Consider the following 15,692-nt stretch of genomic DNA (forward strand, 5'->3'; position numbering starts at 1 on the left):
CCGTTGGTCGTCATGATGGGCTTGGGGGGGGGGCAGGTGATCTGTGCGGGTTCAACGAAATCCCGGACCCAAGGCAAAAGCCTAACCCTTTGGCATTGCCAGGGTCAACATCCGGTTGCCCTTTTTATAGCGCAACTCATTGCGGGTGATCGCGGCCACAGTGCCACCATCCACCCGGTCGCCCACACGCACCTTTGTATAGCGCCCTGACGAGCTGCGGATCAACGCATAGCGTTTGTTGTCCGGGCCATAAACGCCAATCAGGTTGGTCTTTGACAGGTTGATTGCATTCTTGAAGGTCGCCTGCTTGGCGACATTTGCATGGGTCGGGATGCGCGGGGCCGCTGAAACCTTGATTTCTGGCTCATCGGCTTCTTCTGCATCGGGGACAGGGGCGGGTGCGGTGACCTTGCGCGTGGTGGTTTCTTGTGTTGCGGCGGCAATTGCGGCCTCAACCGCGCGCGAAAAGTCGCGGGGGCGGGCCGTCGGGCGTGGCGACAAGGCCACCGCCATCGGGCTGGCTTGTGCCGCGCTCTCTTGCTCGGTCTTTTGCTGTGCGGCGGCTTGCACGACAAGCGATGCCGCGGCCGCAGCCTTGCGCGCGGCTTCGGCAATGTCGACCACTGCTTGCGGGCGTGCGCGCGGGCGCAAGCTTGTCAGTCGCGTCAGCGCCGGGTCGGCAGCGGTCAGGGTGGCTTCATCGTCGGCCTGCCCCGGTTCTGCTGCGGGTTCCGGGCGGTTCGGTCGTTCCCGTGGGCGGCGGCTTTCAACCGAGGTATCTTGTTCAAAGGCAGAGGGGGGGCCTGCGCTGGCCTGCGCTGTCAATCCTGCCGTGCTTGCCCCGGCTGTATCGGTCGCCGCAATATCGGGCTGTGGTGCAAGCGGGGCAGCGGCCTCGGGTGTTGCCGCCGGGCCCGAGATTGCCGCCGGGCGTGGCGGCGGGGCCACAGGCGGGCGCGCGGCGATCAGCCAAAACCCGTCGGGCATCACGACACCATTTGCGGTTGCCTTGATACTGCCATCGGGTTCAAATTCATATTGGGTGCCAAAGGGCGGCGGCGGGGTCACGGCAGCTGGGGCTGCATCGGGCTGCGATTGTGGGCGTGGCAAAGCTACGGCATCAAAGGCTGGTTGCGCGCCGTCGATCGTTGCCAGAATGATCTCATCTTGTGGCCCGTTGTCTGGTCCTGCCGCTTGCGTGGTTTCTTGGCTGGCAGAGATTTCGGGGCTGGCTGAAAGGGGGGGCGTGATTGTCGCGACCTCAGGCACCGGCGTCTCAACCGGGGCGGGCCGTTCTTGTGTCAACTCTTGTGTGGGGGGCAATTCCGCTTCGGCATCTGCCGCAGCTTCCGCATCGGTCACAACCAGGTTTTCAGGGGGCGCAAGCGTCGATTGATCTGCGCCAAGCGCCCCGTCGGGAAGGGGTTCGGGGCCAAGTTCGGGGCCAGCGGCCATATCTGCAGGCTGTTCCGCGATAGCGGGCTCGGCTTCACCGGCCAGTTGCGTCGTCGCGGGCGTCGTCGTGTCGCGTGACAGATACAGCGACGACCACGCCGCTACGCCAGCAAGCGCTGCAAGCAATACCAGCGTCATGATAAGGCCAAGGAAACGTGGCTTGCCCCGGCGCGCTGCCAGCTTGGCCCCAAACTTGCCCATCGAAGCGTCTGCGGCTGTTGTATGCACCAACCCTTCCGCCGCGCTCTTTTCCTTCTTGCCAGCCGTGTCCGCTGTGGGCTTTGGCGTCATCTTGGATTTGAAGCGCGAAAGTGCCGCAGAGGTGCCGATCACACGGGCCGCCACCGGCGTTTTCTGGGTGGGCGGGGCTTCGGCAGCAGTTTTGGCGCCAGTTTTGGCTGCGGGCAGGGCGGCCAGCTTGTCCAACACGGCCTTGCGGCCTTTTGAAAGGCTGGCGATGCCATTCAACGGGCGGGCTGCCGCAGGGCCGGGCCCCGCAGTTGCGCCAACACTTGCCGCCGTACCCACATTTACCGCAGGGCTTGCCACAGCGTCTGCAATCAGCACCCTGTGTTTCTTGGGAACCGGGCCAACAAGCCTGCCTGTTGCGACAGGCGAAACCTTCGAGACCACAGGGGCCTGGGGCTTTTCTTTGGGCGTGCCAGCCACAAGCGGCGACGGGGGGGGCGACACTGGCTCTGCCAGAGGCTTGCCCACAGGCACGATTTCGGGCCGGGGCAGGGGTTGGGCCTGCCCATCTTCGCGCCGTCGGCTGGAAAAGGTCGGCGCAGCCGGGGGGGGGGCAGTCTCTTTGGTGTCCGCAATGCCGGGATCGCTGACACCGTTAAACGCCGCTGCCGCCTCTTCGGCCGCAGCCTGATCGCTTTTTGCGCGCTTGCGTTCGGCCTCTATCAGGGCCGCCCTGGCCCTTTCGCGTTCAAGATGGGCCGATTTTGTCTTTTCCGCCTCTTGGACCAGACGTTTCGCTTCGGCCTGCGCCAGCGCCTGCGCCCGATTTTCCATCTCTGCTTTGGCGGCTTCGGTTTTGCGGATCGCCTCTGTATCCGCCTCAAGCGCAGCCCGGGTCAGGGCTTCGGCTTTGCGGGTGGCCTCGGCCTCTTCTGCGGCGCGTTGGTCTGCCTCGGCGGCCTGCTTGGCTGCTTGTGCTGCGGCTTGTTCGGCTGCTTGCCTGGCAAGGGCCGCTTCGCGGGCCTTTTGCGCCTCGGCCTCGGGATTCACCACCGGCTTGGCTTCGGCTTCGGGCTTGGCTTCGGCTTTTGCGCTATGCGGTTCTGCGGCAGCCTTTGCCGGCTTTTCGGCATCCTTGGGCGCGGCCCCATCATCCTTTGGCAGATCACGCGTGATCACCTTTACCGGGTCTTGGTCGCGGGTGATCTTTTCACCTTCGGGCAAAAGTGCTGGCGCAAGCCGGGATGCGCCGAACCACGGCTCACCGGCAAACTGGCCCTCAGCCGGGATGGTAACAAAAGACACCGGGTTGAAGCGATGCGTCTGGGCAAAGGCCTCGGCCTCTTCCAGCGTTTCGCGGGCGACCACAGCCACCTGAACCGTGGGTCCGGTGCCCCACCAGTCAAACACCAGTTCTTCCACGTCATAAGGCGTGCGGCCTGCAAGGGCAGCCCTGATCTGCGCTTCTCGGGCGGCCTTGTCAGGGCCGGGTGCCTCGGCTTCGGTATAAAGAATCTGTCCCGGCGGCAGGATCAGCTTGGTCGTAATACCCGCAGGCGACAGCCCAAGCGCCGTTGAGCGCATGTAGGCAAGCGCCTCCTCCAGGTCGGGGGCATCGAAAGCGGCAGATCCAACTTCCAGCCACCCGCGCGCGGTACGGTGGAGAAGACTGACAGCGGAATCAGTGATATTCAGAGCAAAATTTGGTTTCATTGTACGAGTCTAGCACAAAAGGAAAAGGTGCGGGGAGGCCCCGCCCTAAGTTAAGCATGTCCTACAGCAGGTTTCTGCCGAATGAAAGAAAAAGCCCGCGATCTTCTGGTGCTTTCGGCCCAAATCCGCCAAGTCACCCTTTGCCCTGGCGTAAGGCGATCCGCTCCAATCAGAAATCCGGGCGCGAAACCTTGGGCGCGCGCAACCGATCTGTGCCCGACAAAGCCTGACTTTTTGCGCCCGCCCCGAAATTGCCTGCCCTGATACCACGGTGCCTTCTGGGGCGTTTGCAGAGGTTTTCTAGCTGTGCGACGTGTCCGGTGCCCGGATCAGCCTGCGATACATATCAAAATCCTCTGCCGCAAAGGCCAGTAGTTTTGCCTCGGTTGCGCGGGTAAGCTCTAATGAGGCCGAGGGCGAAACATTGAGCTGCGGCAGGATGATTTCACAGCCTAACCGATCCTCCAGAAACTGCACAAAGCTTTCGATATCCTCATAGCGGAAAAGATGATCCACCCCCCGATCTTTTCGCGGCTTCAAAAACCGGGCCTGAGAGCCGACAGCAGCAAATTCAGGCGGGTTTTCCGTGCAATATGCCGTCACGAATTCATCAAAGCTGACGTTCAAGGTGCTTTTTTCAGGGTCTGTCACATCATCGCGCTGACGATAGCGATACCAGCTTCCCAGCCAATCCTTTGGCTCGCGCATCAGGGCCGCCACAGAAAAGCTATGCCCGGATGCAACCTCCAGATAGGGGCCAAGAAAGCGGTGAAACCTTTGAACAGACGTGTGTTTAAGAACGGGAGGCCGCTGCACAACCAGGGCCGAAAGTGATTCCAACGCCGCCTCGATCGCGGTTGACCCTGTCTTTGGCGTCGCCAGGAATGCCAATCTTTGATCCCAAAACACCAACATATGCGCCCTTTCTGTGTTTTCTCATTCATGCGATATCCGCAAACCAACCGCTAGCGTATTCTTTCGATTCAGCGCCGGGCCGCAAGCCAGGTTTCGGCAGGGAAAGCCTGTGCGAATGTCGCGTTTGAGGGGGGATAGCCGATTGCCTTGCCGAAAAATAAGGCGGGAACGGCGGGTGGCGCAGGCGGCCAAAGCAGGGGGGAGTAGAGGAATTTGGCTGCACGGGTTGGCTTTTTTGCGGGTTGTCTATAGGGGTGGGCGCTTGTTTGGACCGGGCTTGGCCACAAAAGGGCGGACCACAGAGGGTGGACCACAGAGGGTGGACCATTGGGGCAAGATCTGCGGGGCCAAGGCCAATAGGGCCAAGATTATCGGGGCCAGGATTATCAGGGATAGGGGCTAAATGCTTTCACTGCATCTGTACCGCCAGCAATGGTTTGGCAATATTCGCGCGGATTTGTTGTCGGGGCTGGTTGTGGCCTTGGCGCTGATCCCCGAGGCGATTGCGTTTTCAATCATCGCAGGGGTGGACCCGAAAGTCGGGCTTTACGCCAGTTTTTCCATCGCCGTGATTTGCGCGATCACTGGCGGGCGGCCGGGAATGATCTCGGCGGCGACGGCGGCGACCGCGGTGTTGATGGTGACCTTGGTAAAGGATCACGGCTTGCAGTATTTGCTGGCCGCGACCGTTTTGGCGGGGCTGTTGCAGATTGGTGCCGGCCTTTTGCGGCTGGGGCGGGTGATGCGCTTCGTCTCCAAATCAGTGATGACGGGGTTCGTGAATGCGCTGGCCATTCTGATCTTTCTGGCGCAACTGCCAGAGTTGGACCCAGCGCGCGTGACTTGGCTGACCTATGTGCTGGTGGCCGCTGGTTTAGGAATTATCTATCTGTTTCCGTTGCTTACAAAGGCGGTGCCGTCACCTTTGGTGACGATTGTCGTGCTGACGGCGCTAACGCTGTTCTTTGGCTGGGATGTGCGAACGGTGGGCGATATGGGCGCGCTGCCTGACACGTTGCCGGTGTTCTTGATCCCGGATATTCCGCTGACCTGGGAAACCTTGCAGATCATTCTGCCCTATTCGCTGGCGGTGGCGGTGGTGGGCTTGCTGGAAAGCCTGATGACGCAGAACATTATCGACGATCTGACCGACACGACATCGGACCGCAACCAAGAATGTATCGGGCAGGGGCTGGCCAATACCGCGACCGGGTTTATTGGCGGCATGGCAGGCTGCGCCATGATCGGGCAAAGCATCATCAACGTGAAATCAGGCGGGCGCGGGCGGCTTTCAACCTTTACTGCGGGGGTGATGTTGCTGGTGTTTTGCGTCGGGCTTGGTGATTGGGTAAGCCGGATTCCGATGGCGGCCTTGGTGGCGATCATGATCATGGTCAGCGTCGGCACGTTTTCGTGGTCGTCGATCAAGGCGCTGCGCAGCCATCCCACCTCAAGTTCGGTGGTGATGCTGGCGACGGTGGCGGCGGTGATTTACACGCATAACCTTGCGATTGGGGTCGGGATCGGGGTGCTGCTGTCGGGGATATTCTTTGCCGGCAAGATTGCGCAATTGTTCCGGGTTACCTCAAGCCTGTCGGCGGATGGGGCGCAGCGAACCTACCGCGTCGAGGGGCAGTTGTTCTTTGCCTCTGTCGAGGATTTCATGAAAGCTTTCGATTTCCGCGAGGTGTTGGACTGCGTGGTGATTGACGTGTCAGACGCACATATCTGGGATATTTCATCGGTTGCAGCGCTTGACATGGCGGTTCTGAAATTCCGTCGGGATGGGGCCGAGGTGCAGATTGTCGGCATGAATGAGGCGTCAGAAACCATCGTGGATGAGTTGGCACTGCATGATAAACCCGGCGCGCTTGACACCATGTTGGCGCATTAAGCCTTTCGTCTTGAGCTTGGCCCGGATGAGGCGGCCAGACGTAAAAAACTTCATCGCGTTATGTGACGGCGTGACCCGCGCACAAGGCGAAACACCATAGGAGGAGACGGCAAGATGAAAATCATCGCTTTGGTGGATGGCTCGGTCTATGCGCAATCGGTCTGCGAATTGGCAGGCTGGGCGGGCGCGCGGTTGGGCGCTGGTGTGGAATTGCTGCATGTTCTGGGGCGGCGGATGGGGGGCGCGCAGGATTTCTCGGGCTCGCTGCGCCTGGGCGCACGCACGGCGCTGCTGGAGGAGTTGGCCGCCTTGGACGCGCAGCGCGCCAAGCTGGTGACGCATCGGGGCCGCGCAATTCTGGAAGATGCCAAGGCGGTGCTGGCCGAGGCGGGGGTTATCGCTTCGACCCGGCTGCGCAATGGCGATTTGTTTGAGGAATTGGGCTCTGATTTCGATCTGATCGTGATCGGCAAGCGCGGCGAGGCGGCTGATTATGCCAAGGGCCATCTGGGGTCAAATCTGGAACGGATCGTGCGGGGCACCAAGGTGCCGGTGCTGGTGGCCGCCCGCGCCCATGTGCCGGTGACCAAGGTATTGGTGGCGTTTGACGGGGGGCCATCGGCCATTCGCGCGATCGAGCATATTGCGCAAAGCCCTCTGTATAACGGGCTGGAGGTGATGGTGGTCAGCGTGGGCGAGGGGGCCGCGATGGCAGCGGGCCTTGCGGATGCCAAGGCACGGCTACGCGCTGCGGGCGTTGTGGCCGATGCCATCCAGATCAGCGGTCAGCCTGAAACCGCGTTGGGCAAGATGGTCGAAGACGATGGCTATAGCATGCTTGTCATGGGGGCTTATGGCCACAGCCGCATTCGCAGCCTGATTATCGGGTCTACCACGACCCAGATGATGCGTTCGGTCAAAGTGCCGGTGATGTTGGTCCGTTAAAGCGTTTCGCGTTAACCCGCGCTTGCATGTTGCCGCCTGAAATCAACGAGTCCAACGCGGCATGGGATGGGCTGTGTTTCAGGGTGCCGTTGAAACGCCACAGGTCATCTTTTTTGCGATTGGGGCTTGATCTGCGGGGCGTCTCGGGCTTCCCATAGCGGGATGATCTTGCATGAAAAGGCCCCGCAATGACCGCCAGGCGCAATGTCTTGTTTATCGTGATTGATCAGCTTCGCGCAGATTGCCTGATGGGGGCGCTTGGCGATGTCACGCCCCTGCCCAACCTGCGCGCGCTGCAGGCTGAGGCGGTAAGTTTTACCCGGCATTTTTCGGTGGTGAACCCCTGTGGCCCCTCGCGCGCGTCGATCTTGACCGGGCAATATGCGATGAACCACCGGGCGGTGCGCAATGGCACGCCTTTGCCGCATGACACCCCCAATATCGCGCTTGAGATGCGCAAGGCGGGATATGTGCCGCTGCTATATGGCTATACCGATTCCGCCCAGGACCCGCGCCGCTTTCATCCCAATGACCCGGCGCTGACCTCATATGAAGAGGTGATGCCGGGGTTTCACGAAGCGGTGGAAATGCGGCTGGAAGCAAGCCTGCCGTGGCGCGCTGATCTGATGGCCAAGGGCTATGACGTGCCGCCCTATCCCGATATTTTCCGCCCCAACGGGCCAGAGCTGAACGCAGCCGCAGTTTATTGCGCTGAAGATAGCGATACAGCCTTCCTGACCGATCAGTTTTTGCGCGGGCTGCTGGGGCGGCCTGCGGGCTGGTTCGCGCATCTGACCTATATTCGCCCGCATCCCCCCCTGGTGGCCCCTGCGCCCTATAACCGGCTGGTGGATGCCGCCACCATCCCCGCCCCGCTGTGTGTGGGCGACAAAGCCGCCGAACAGGCGCGCCATCCGTTCATTGCCAGCAGCCACGCCAAAACACCGATTTCATCCGTGGTCGAGGGGTTTCCTGATCTGGAACCCACGCAAGAAAACGTGGCAACCCTGCGGGCGGTCTATCTGGGGCTTGCCGCCGAGGTGGATCATCACATCGGGCGGGTGATAGCCGCCCTGAAACAGGCCGGAATTTATGACAATACGTTGTTGGTGGTTACGGCTGATCATGGTGAGATGCTGGGCGACCACCATGTCTGGGGCAAACAGACGTTTTATGACGCGGCTTATCACACACCGTTGATTATCCGTGACCCGTGCCAACCGCAGGCGCATGGTCAGCGTGTATCGGCGCCAACCGAATCCATCGACATCGCGCCGACGATTCTGGATTGGCTGGGCCAAACCGCGCCCGATATGATGGATGGCCACAGCCTGATGCCGTTTTTGCGCGGCGAATCCCCGCAAGAGTGGCGCGACCACACATTTTCCGAGCTTGATTTCGGCGATCCGATCACACCGACCAAGGCGCAAACCGCGTTGGGGCTTGGGGCTGATAGCGCTAATCTGTGCATCTTGCGCGGGCCGCGCCACACGTTGGTCCATTTCAACGCAGACTTGCCGCCGCTGCTGTTTGATCACGCCGAGAGGGGCGAATTGCGCGATATTGCCGCCGAGCCCGCCGCGCAACAGGTGCTGCTGTCCATGACCCGCAAGCTGCTTAATCACAGGATGCGCCACGCGGGGGGCCGGTTCAACCGTGTGATGATCACCCCCGCGGGCGCTGTCAGGGCCGATGGACAGGGGAATTGATCCGCCAATCAGATTTATTTTTCATGACATCGCTTGACGGAATTTTATTCGCAAGACCATACTTGACCATTCACGAAGCCGTAAAAACCCTGCGTATCCCCAGGGTACAACCTGAGTCCGGGCTGTTGAAATCTGGCTCTAACCGAAAGGAGGCATTGGACCTATACCAAAAAGGCGCCGCTTCGTAGCCTTTTTGTTACATAAGGCAGCTATGCCAAAATAAGGAAGAAACTTCCGCATTATTCACCGACAGGAGAGAGTATGAAACGACTATTATTGGGCAGCGCTGCGCTGCTCGTTCTGCCATTCGCAGCCCTTGCCAACTGTCCTGCAATCACCGTGGCCGATATGGGAGGGGTCGCACCCGGCGCCTTCCCTGAGCAATATGACCTTGCCGAATTTCAGGCCGCTGCAAGCTGCACGATAGAGCTTTCGGAAAACCCTGGCATTGCCGGGTTCAACGCCCAGATACGTGGCAACCCCGACCTGCCCGCCGTGGCTGACCGCCTGCCCGAAGACCCGCTGGTCGTGGTGCCCTATGCCTCTGCCGGCAGTTATGGTGGCACGCTGGACGCGCTGTCAAACGGAACCGAGGCCGGAACCTCTGACTTTATGTCGCTGCGCCATGTGAACCTTGTGCGCTATTCGGATGATCTGGAAACCATCGTGCCGAATGTGGCTAAGTCCTGGGCCTGGAATGATGATTATACCCAGCTTACCTTTACCTTGCGCAAAGGGCATAAATGGTCGGATGGCCAGCCCTTCACCTCGGCCGATGTGAAATTTTGGTATGACAATCTGGCGCTTGACCCGAATGTGAACGAAAAGCCAAAGGATTATGTGACCGTTGGCGGCGAGCGGATGACGGTCGATACACCCGATGACGTGACCGTGGTGTTCAACCTGCCTGCGCCAAAGCCCGGCCTTTTGGCGCATTTCGCGACCCATTTTGCCCAGGGCTTTCAGCCCAAGCATTTCCTGGGGCAGTTCCACCCCGATATCAACCCCGATGCCGATACGCTGGCGAAATCACTGGGGTTTGAGAATGGCTATGCGGTGATCCGGGCCTATTACGGCAACTCGGATTGGATGGATACCGGCACCCCGATGCTGAATGCGCCCGATCTGGTGGGCAAACTGCCAGCCGATGCGGCCCCGACGCTGGAAAGCCATATCGTCGTGCGCGAAACCACCGAGGGGCGGCATTTTGTGGCCAACCCGTATTTCTACATGATTGATACAACGGGTCAGCAATTGCCCTATATCAATGAAATGGATGAGCTTTATGCAAATGACCAAGAGGTGCGTCTGCTGAAGCTGGTCAATGGCGAGGTGGATTACAAAGCGCAAAGCCTGCAGCTTTCGGATGCGCCGCTGATGCTGGAAAATCAGGAAAAGGGCGATTACACCATTCAGCTAAAGCCGCGGATCGCGATGCAGGCGGTGTCGTTCAACGTGACCCATACCGATGAGGCCAAGCGCGCCGTGTTTGGCGATGTGAAATTCCGCAAAGCGATGTCCGAGGCGATTGACCGCGACGGGCTGAACAGCACGGCCTATTTCGGGCAGGGCACGTTGCAGCAATATACCGGGTTTTCGCCGCTGCCAGAGTTTATCGACCAGAAATGGAAATCCTATGCGATGGAATACAACCCCGAAGGCACCAAAGCGGTGCTGGATGAGCTGGGGCTGAAAGATACCGATGGCGATGGGTTCCGCGAATTGCCGAATGGCGAACCGCTGGTCATCAACATGCAATTTGCCACGCAGGGGATTGCGGGGCAGGTGGTGGAGCTGATCAGCCAGAACTGGGCTGATGTCGGCATCAAATCCACGGTCAAAGAGGTGACGCCGGATGAATACCGCTCGGCGCAATCGTCCAACCAGCTTGACGTTGGCCTGTGGGAAAAGGGCCAGCCGATGGGCATTATCCTTGGCAATAATGAGCTGTGGGTGCCGCCGTTTGAAAACTATTTCGCGCATCGCTCTGGCATGCTTTGGGCGGAATGGGTGGATAGCAACGGCACCAGCGGGGTAGAGCCGCCGGACTATGTGAAGGCGTTGATGGCCGATATCAACACCCTGCAATCCACCCCGGCCGGCACGGATGAGTTCAAGGCCATTGCGAACCGCATGGTTGCGGCGATGGTCGAAAACGTCCTGTTCATTGGCACGGCGCTGACCCCCGATCCGATCTATGTCAGCAACAAGCTTGTCAATGTGCCAGAGTTCAAGACGGCGTCATATGAATACTACCGCGCCTATCCATACCGGCCATCGCAGTGGTATATTAAGGATTAAGATCAGCGCGCTACACGCTGGTCTTAATGCTGTGGCAGGCGTTTGCGCCTGCCGCTTTCCCTGATATTCCCGCCATATGCCAGGATGCGCCGCCCATGATCCGTTTCGCGTTGACTCGTGCCTTTTTGGCAATCGTCACCTTGCTGACTGTTTCCCTGATCGTCTTCACCTTGATGGAGCTGGTTCCCGGCACCTGCGCCGAACGCTATCTGGCGTTCAAGAACACCTCTGGCTCGCAAATATCCATCGCGGATATTGAGGCGGAAAAGGTGCGGCTGGGGTTGGACCGCCCGTTCATGACGCGTTGGGGCTCTTGGGTTTATGACGTTGTCGTGCATGGGGAATTTGGTGATAGCTGTATTTTACGGCTGAACATCAACCAGCTTTTGGCCGATAAGTTCTGGGTGTCGCTGGGCATCTGCATGGCGGCGCTGATCCTGTCTTATGCCATCGCGGTGCCGATAGGGATAATTTCGGCCAGTTCCAACAGCCCGACTGCCAATAACGCGCTGCGCTTTGTCAGCTATCTGGGGCTGGCGCTGCCCAATTTCCTGCTGGCGCTGATTATCATGCTGATCTCTACCGTGTATTTCGGAGACAGTCTTACCGGGCTGTTTTCAAAGGAATATCGAGATGCGGCCTGGTCCTGGGCCAAGTTCGGTGATTTCATCAGCCGGGCATGGTTGCCGGTGTTTATTCTGGGCTGGTCAGCCACGGCCTTTGCGCTGCAAACCGTGCGGGCCTTGATGCTGGATGAGATCGGCAAGCTTTACGTCACCGCCGCCTCGGCGCGGGGGGTCTCTGGCGCGCGGCTGCTGTGGCGCTATCCGGCGAAACATTCGCTTGGGCCGGTCATCAACTCTCTGGGCTTTGATTTGAACCGGATTTTCAACGAATTGCCCATCGTGGCCCTGATCCTGACGCTGACCGAGGCGGGGGCGCTGCTGTTTGACAGCTTGGCGCGCTCCAACGACCAACAGCTTGCCGGGGCGATCATTTTTCTTCTTACCGCCAGCATTGTCGCGCTGAACTTTGTCACCGATATTCTGCTGGCCCTGATAGACCCGCGCGTTCGCCGCGGGCTGATGGGATAACCCATGTTCTGGCGCAAAACCGCACCCGCAGCCGAAATCGACCAAAAGGCGAAAGAGGCCTATTTCACCGCGTCCCAAGGCCAATTGATCTTTGCCCGGTTCAAATCGAACCGCACGGCAATGATTGCGGCCTGGGCGCTGATCCTGATGATCCTGATGGGGCTGTTTGCGCCGTTTCTGTCGCCCTATGACCCGACGATTGCGGGCCGCGATGAGCAATATGAAAACGGCGCGCCGCAGATACCAAAGATGTGGGATGAGAACGGGTTTTCATGGCGGCCCTTCATCTATGCGACGGAACGTGAAAGGTCGATGGCGACCAATTTTCGTTGGGTGGTGAAAGAAAACCGTGAGCATCGGCTTTATATGCAATTCTTCACCCGCGATTGGGACTATACGATTTTTGGAATTGATTTCAATGTGATGGGGCAACAAATTGATCTGGCGCTGATCCGCTCCAACATTCATTTATTCGGGGTAGAGGGGGGCAAGATTCACCTTTTTGGCACCGATGGCAGCGGCAAGGATATTTTTGGCCGAACCCTGCACGCGATCTGGACGTCGCTTGCGGTGGGAACCCTTGGCGTGATGATCTCTTTCGTTTTGGCGCTGATGATCGGCGGGGTGGCGGGGTATTTTGGCGGCTGGCTGGATAGCGTTTTGCAGATGATCACCGATGCCATTCGCACCGTGCCGCAAATTCCGTTGTTCATGGCGCTGGCCGCATTCTTGCCGCCCGAATGGTCATCCGAGGCGCGATTCTTCTTTATCTCGATCATCCTTGGCCTGATCGGCTGGCCGACGCTGGCACGCCGTATTCGGACCCATTTGCTGACCGAGCGAAGCCAGGAATATGTACTGGCCGCCGAGCTGTGCGGGGCATCCAGCAGCCATATCATCCGGCGCCATCTGTTGCCCAGCTTTACCAGCTATATCATCGTCGATCTGATGATTTCCTTTCCCTATATGGTGCGGTCGGAAACCGCGCTGTCTTTCATCGGGCTGGGGTTGAAAGACCCGGTGAACAGTTTGGGCGCGATGATGCAAAATGTCTCCAAGGCCGATGTTTTGCTGAATTATCAGTGGTATTTCATTCCCGTGCTGTTCTTCATCGCCCTGGTTCTTGCCTTTGTTTTTGTGGGCGATGGTCTGCGCGATGCTGCAGACCCTTATTCGGATAGCAAGAAATGACCGTGCTGATTGACGTACAGAACCTGACGCTGAAATTTCGGACCGATGAAGGGCTGATCACGGCTGTCGATGATGTCAGCTTTACCATCAACAAGGGTGAGGTGATGGGGCTGGTGGGCGAATCCGGGTCGGGTAAATCGGTGACGGCCAAGGCGCTGATGCATCTGAATGCCAGAAACGCGGTCTATACGCCGCAAAGCAAGATCATCTTGCATAGCCAGACGGGGGCGGTGGATGTTTTGAAACTGCGCACGACCAAGGAATTGAAGGTCGTGCGGGGGGGCGCGATTTCGATGATCTTTCAAGAACCGATGGCCAGTTTCGCGCCTGCGATCACCATCGGCAGCCAGATGGCCGAACAATTGCGCATCCACGGGGATATGACCAAGGCGCGAGCCAAGGAAATCTCGATAGAGATGTTGGACCGGGTGGGCATTTCAGACCCATCCAGGCGGTTTGATCAATATGCGTTTGAACTCTCGGGTGGGATGCGGCAACGGGCGATGATCGCGATGGCGCTTTCCACCAAACCCAGCTTGCTGATTGCGGATGAGCCGACGACGGCGCTGGATGTAACCATTCAGGCGCAGGTGATTGATTTGATGAAGGATCTGGTGGCCGAGTTTCAAATGGGCATCATCTTTATCACCCATGACCTGGGGGTGATTGCGCAAACCGCTGACAGTGTTTCGGTGATGTATCTGGGCAAGATTATTGAACAGGGCCCGGTGCGCAACGTGATCCGGCAGGCCAAACACCCCTATACCCAAGGGCTGCTTGCGGCCTTGCCGAAACTGGATGATCTGGATGCGCCGCTGACGCCGGTTGCCGGTGACATCCCCTCCCCGTTAGAGCGCCCGCCGGGCTGCGTGTTTCACACCCGTTGCCCGCAGATTATCGGAGATATCTGCAAGACCAGGCTGCCGGTGCGGGCGCGGGTTGATGCCACACATAGTGTGGCCTGCCACCTTTATAGCGAAGGGGAAAAAGCATGAGCGAAAACCCCCTGATTTCTGCGCGGGGCCTGTCGGTCGGTTTCAAGATCGGCGCGGGGCTGTTCAGCAAATCCATCCTCAAGGCGGTGGATAACGTCAGCCTTGATATTGCGCGCGGGTCGTTCTTTGGGCTTGGTGGGCGAATCCGGTTCGGGCAAGACCACCCTTGGCCGCGCGCTTTTGAAGGCGGTTCCGATCACCGGGGGCCATGCGGTCTATAATGATGATCAGGTCAGCTATGATCTGGGCACGCTGACCGGGCCAGCGCTGAAGGATTACCGCAAACGCGCGCAGTTGATTTTCCAGGATCCTTATGCCGCCTTGTCACCGCGCATGACGGTGCGCGATATTATCGCCGAACCGTTGGAGGTGATGGGCTTGACCAAAACCCGCGAAGAAACCGATGCCCGCGTGCGCGAGATTGCCGCGAAATGCCGACTGAACCTGGAGCATCTGCGCCGCTTTCCGCATGCGTTTTCTGGTGGGCAACGGCAGCGGATATCAATCGCCCGCGCGCTGGTGTCGCGGCCGAATTTCATTGTGGCAGACGAATCCGTGGCGGCGCTGGATGTGTCAATTCAGGCCGATGTGCTAAATCTGCTGAAGGAAATTCAGCGCGAAATGGGCCTGACCTTTCTGTTTATCAGCCATGATCTGTCGGTGGTGGCGCATACCTGTGATAATCTGGCCGTGATGTATCTGGGGCGGTTGGTGGAAACCGCGCCGACGCGGGTCTTGTTCAAGGCGCCCCGCCACCCCTATACCAAAGCGTTGTTTTCTGCGATCCCATCGCTGGACCCGGATGACCGCAGCGGCGGGCAAAAGCTGACGGGCGAAATTCCCTCGCCGACCAATCAACCGCCCGGCTGCAAATTTCATACCCGCTGCCCGCATGTGATTGACCGTTGCCGGATAGAGGAGCCGACACTGGAAAACCCCGGTGACGGTCACGCGGTTTCATGCCACCGCTGGCGCGAATTACTGGCGCTGCCTGCGGGGTAGGGGGCGTTGGCGCTGGCCTATGCATGAATTTCAATCAGTATTCGCAATGCCGATCAAAAGGGTGTATGTAATGCGCATATGAAATACTTATTCAAGGTGTGAAGATGAAATTTGTGAATGCGTTGCTGTGGCCGGGGACCAAGATTTGCCAATGGTTGGGGGTGGACCCGACGGCGGATGCCGGGTTGATCCGATCAATGTTCAACATGCTGGTGTATCTGGTGGTCATTCTGGCCGGGCTTTGGGTGTTTTTGGGCTGAAGCGGGCGCAAAAAGACGCATGAAACAAA

Annotated in this window: 12 protein-coding genes; 10 read left to right on the forward strand and 2 right to left on the reverse strand. The window is 59.0% G+C overall.

Going from position 1 to position 15,692, the window contains the following annotated elements; all coding sequences use genetic code 11:
- Nucleotides 1-81 precede the first annotated feature (81 nt).
- Together VDP61_RS06750 and VDP61_RS06755 are read right to left on the reverse strand one after the other, a co-directional pair.
- Nucleotides 82-3,357: a hypothetical protein gene (locus VDP61_RS06750; RefSeq protein ID WP_323006187.1), complete on the reverse strand. Its 3,276-nt coding sequence runs from the start codon at nt 3,355-3,357 to the stop codon at nt 82-84.
- A gap of 300 nt (nt 3,358-3,657) precedes the next feature.
- Nucleotides 3,658-4,272, reverse strand: coding sequence for a hypothetical protein (locus VDP61_RS06755; protein WP_323006188.1), 615 nt, complete (start codon nt 4,270-4,272; stop codon nt 3,658-3,660).
- Nucleotides 4,273-4,675: 403 nt separating this feature from the next.
- On the opposite strand from VDP61_RS06755, the gene VDP61_RS06760 reads away from it, so the two are divergent.
- From VDP61_RS06760 to VDP61_RS06805, 10 genes are all read left to right on the forward strand, one after another.
- The gene (locus VDP61_RS06760; protein ID WP_323006189.1) at nt 4,676-6,166 is read left to right on the forward strand and encodes a SulP family inorganic anion transporter; all 1,491 of its coding nucleotides are present in this window, start codon (nt 4,676-4,678) and stop codon (nt 6,164-6,166) included.
- Between the two features lie 114 nt (nt 6,167-6,280).
- Nucleotides 6,281-7,111: a universal stress protein gene (locus tag VDP61_RS06765; protein WP_323006190.1), complete on the forward strand. Its 831-nt coding sequence runs from the start codon at nt 6,281-6,283 to the stop codon at nt 7,109-7,111.
- 188 nt (nt 7,112-7,299) lie between these two features.
- Nucleotides 7,300-8,820, forward strand: coding sequence for an alkaline phosphatase family protein (locus VDP61_RS06770; protein ID WP_323006191.1), 1,521 nt, complete (start codon nt 7,300-7,302; stop codon nt 8,818-8,820).
- 261 nt (nt 8,821-9,081) lie between these two features.
- The gene (locus VDP61_RS06775) at nt 9,082-11,121 is read left to right on the forward strand and encodes an ABC transporter substrate-binding protein (protein WP_323006192.1); all 2,040 of its coding nucleotides are present in this window, start codon (nt 9,082-9,084) and stop codon (nt 11,119-11,121) included.
- Between the two features lie 95 nt (nt 11,122-11,216).
- Nucleotides 11,217-12,215, forward strand: coding sequence for an ABC transporter permease (locus VDP61_RS06780; RefSeq protein WP_323006193.1), 999 nt, complete (start codon nt 11,217-11,219; stop codon nt 12,213-12,215).
- Nucleotides 12,216-12,218: 3 nt separating this feature from the next.
- Nucleotides 12,219-13,406, forward strand: a complete 1,188-nt coding sequence (locus VDP61_RS06785; protein ID WP_323006194.1) for an ABC transporter permease — start codon at nt 12,219-12,221, stop codon at nt 13,404-13,406.
- Nucleotides 13,403-14,401, forward strand: coding sequence for an ABC transporter ATP-binding protein (locus tag VDP61_RS06790; protein ID WP_323006195.1), 999 nt, complete (start codon nt 13,403-13,405; stop codon nt 14,399-14,401). The genes VDP61_RS06785 and VDP61_RS06790 overlap by 4 nt, the downstream gene beginning before the upstream one ends.
- On the forward strand, nt 14,398-14,622 hold the full coding sequence (locus tag VDP61_RS06795) for a hypothetical protein (RefSeq protein ID WP_323006196.1): 225 nt from the start codon (nt 14,398-14,400) through the stop codon (nt 14,620-14,622). The genes VDP61_RS06790 and VDP61_RS06795 overlap by 4 nt, the downstream gene beginning before the upstream one ends.
- Complete coding sequence (locus VDP61_RS06800) at nt 14,537-15,403, forward strand: oligopeptide/dipeptide ABC transporter ATP-binding protein (RefSeq protein ID WP_323006197.1); 867 nt, start codon at nt 14,537-14,539, stop codon at nt 15,401-15,403. The genes VDP61_RS06795 and VDP61_RS06800 overlap by 86 nt, the downstream gene beginning before the upstream one ends.
- 104 nt (nt 15,404-15,507) lie before the next feature.
- Nucleotides 15,508-15,663 carry a hypothetical protein gene (locus tag VDP61_RS06805; protein ID WP_323006198.1) on the forward strand — a complete coding sequence of 52 codons (156 nt, stop codon included), beginning with the start codon at nt 15,508-15,510 and terminating at the stop codon, nt 15,661-15,663.
- The last annotated feature ends 29 nt before the right edge of the window (nt 15,664-15,692 follow it).

Source organism: Pseudorhodobacter sp., from assembly GCF_034675685.1.
In the GTDB taxonomy this organism is placed as follows: Bacteria; Pseudomonadota; Alphaproteobacteria; order Rhodobacterales; family Rhodobacteraceae; genus Pseudorhodobacter.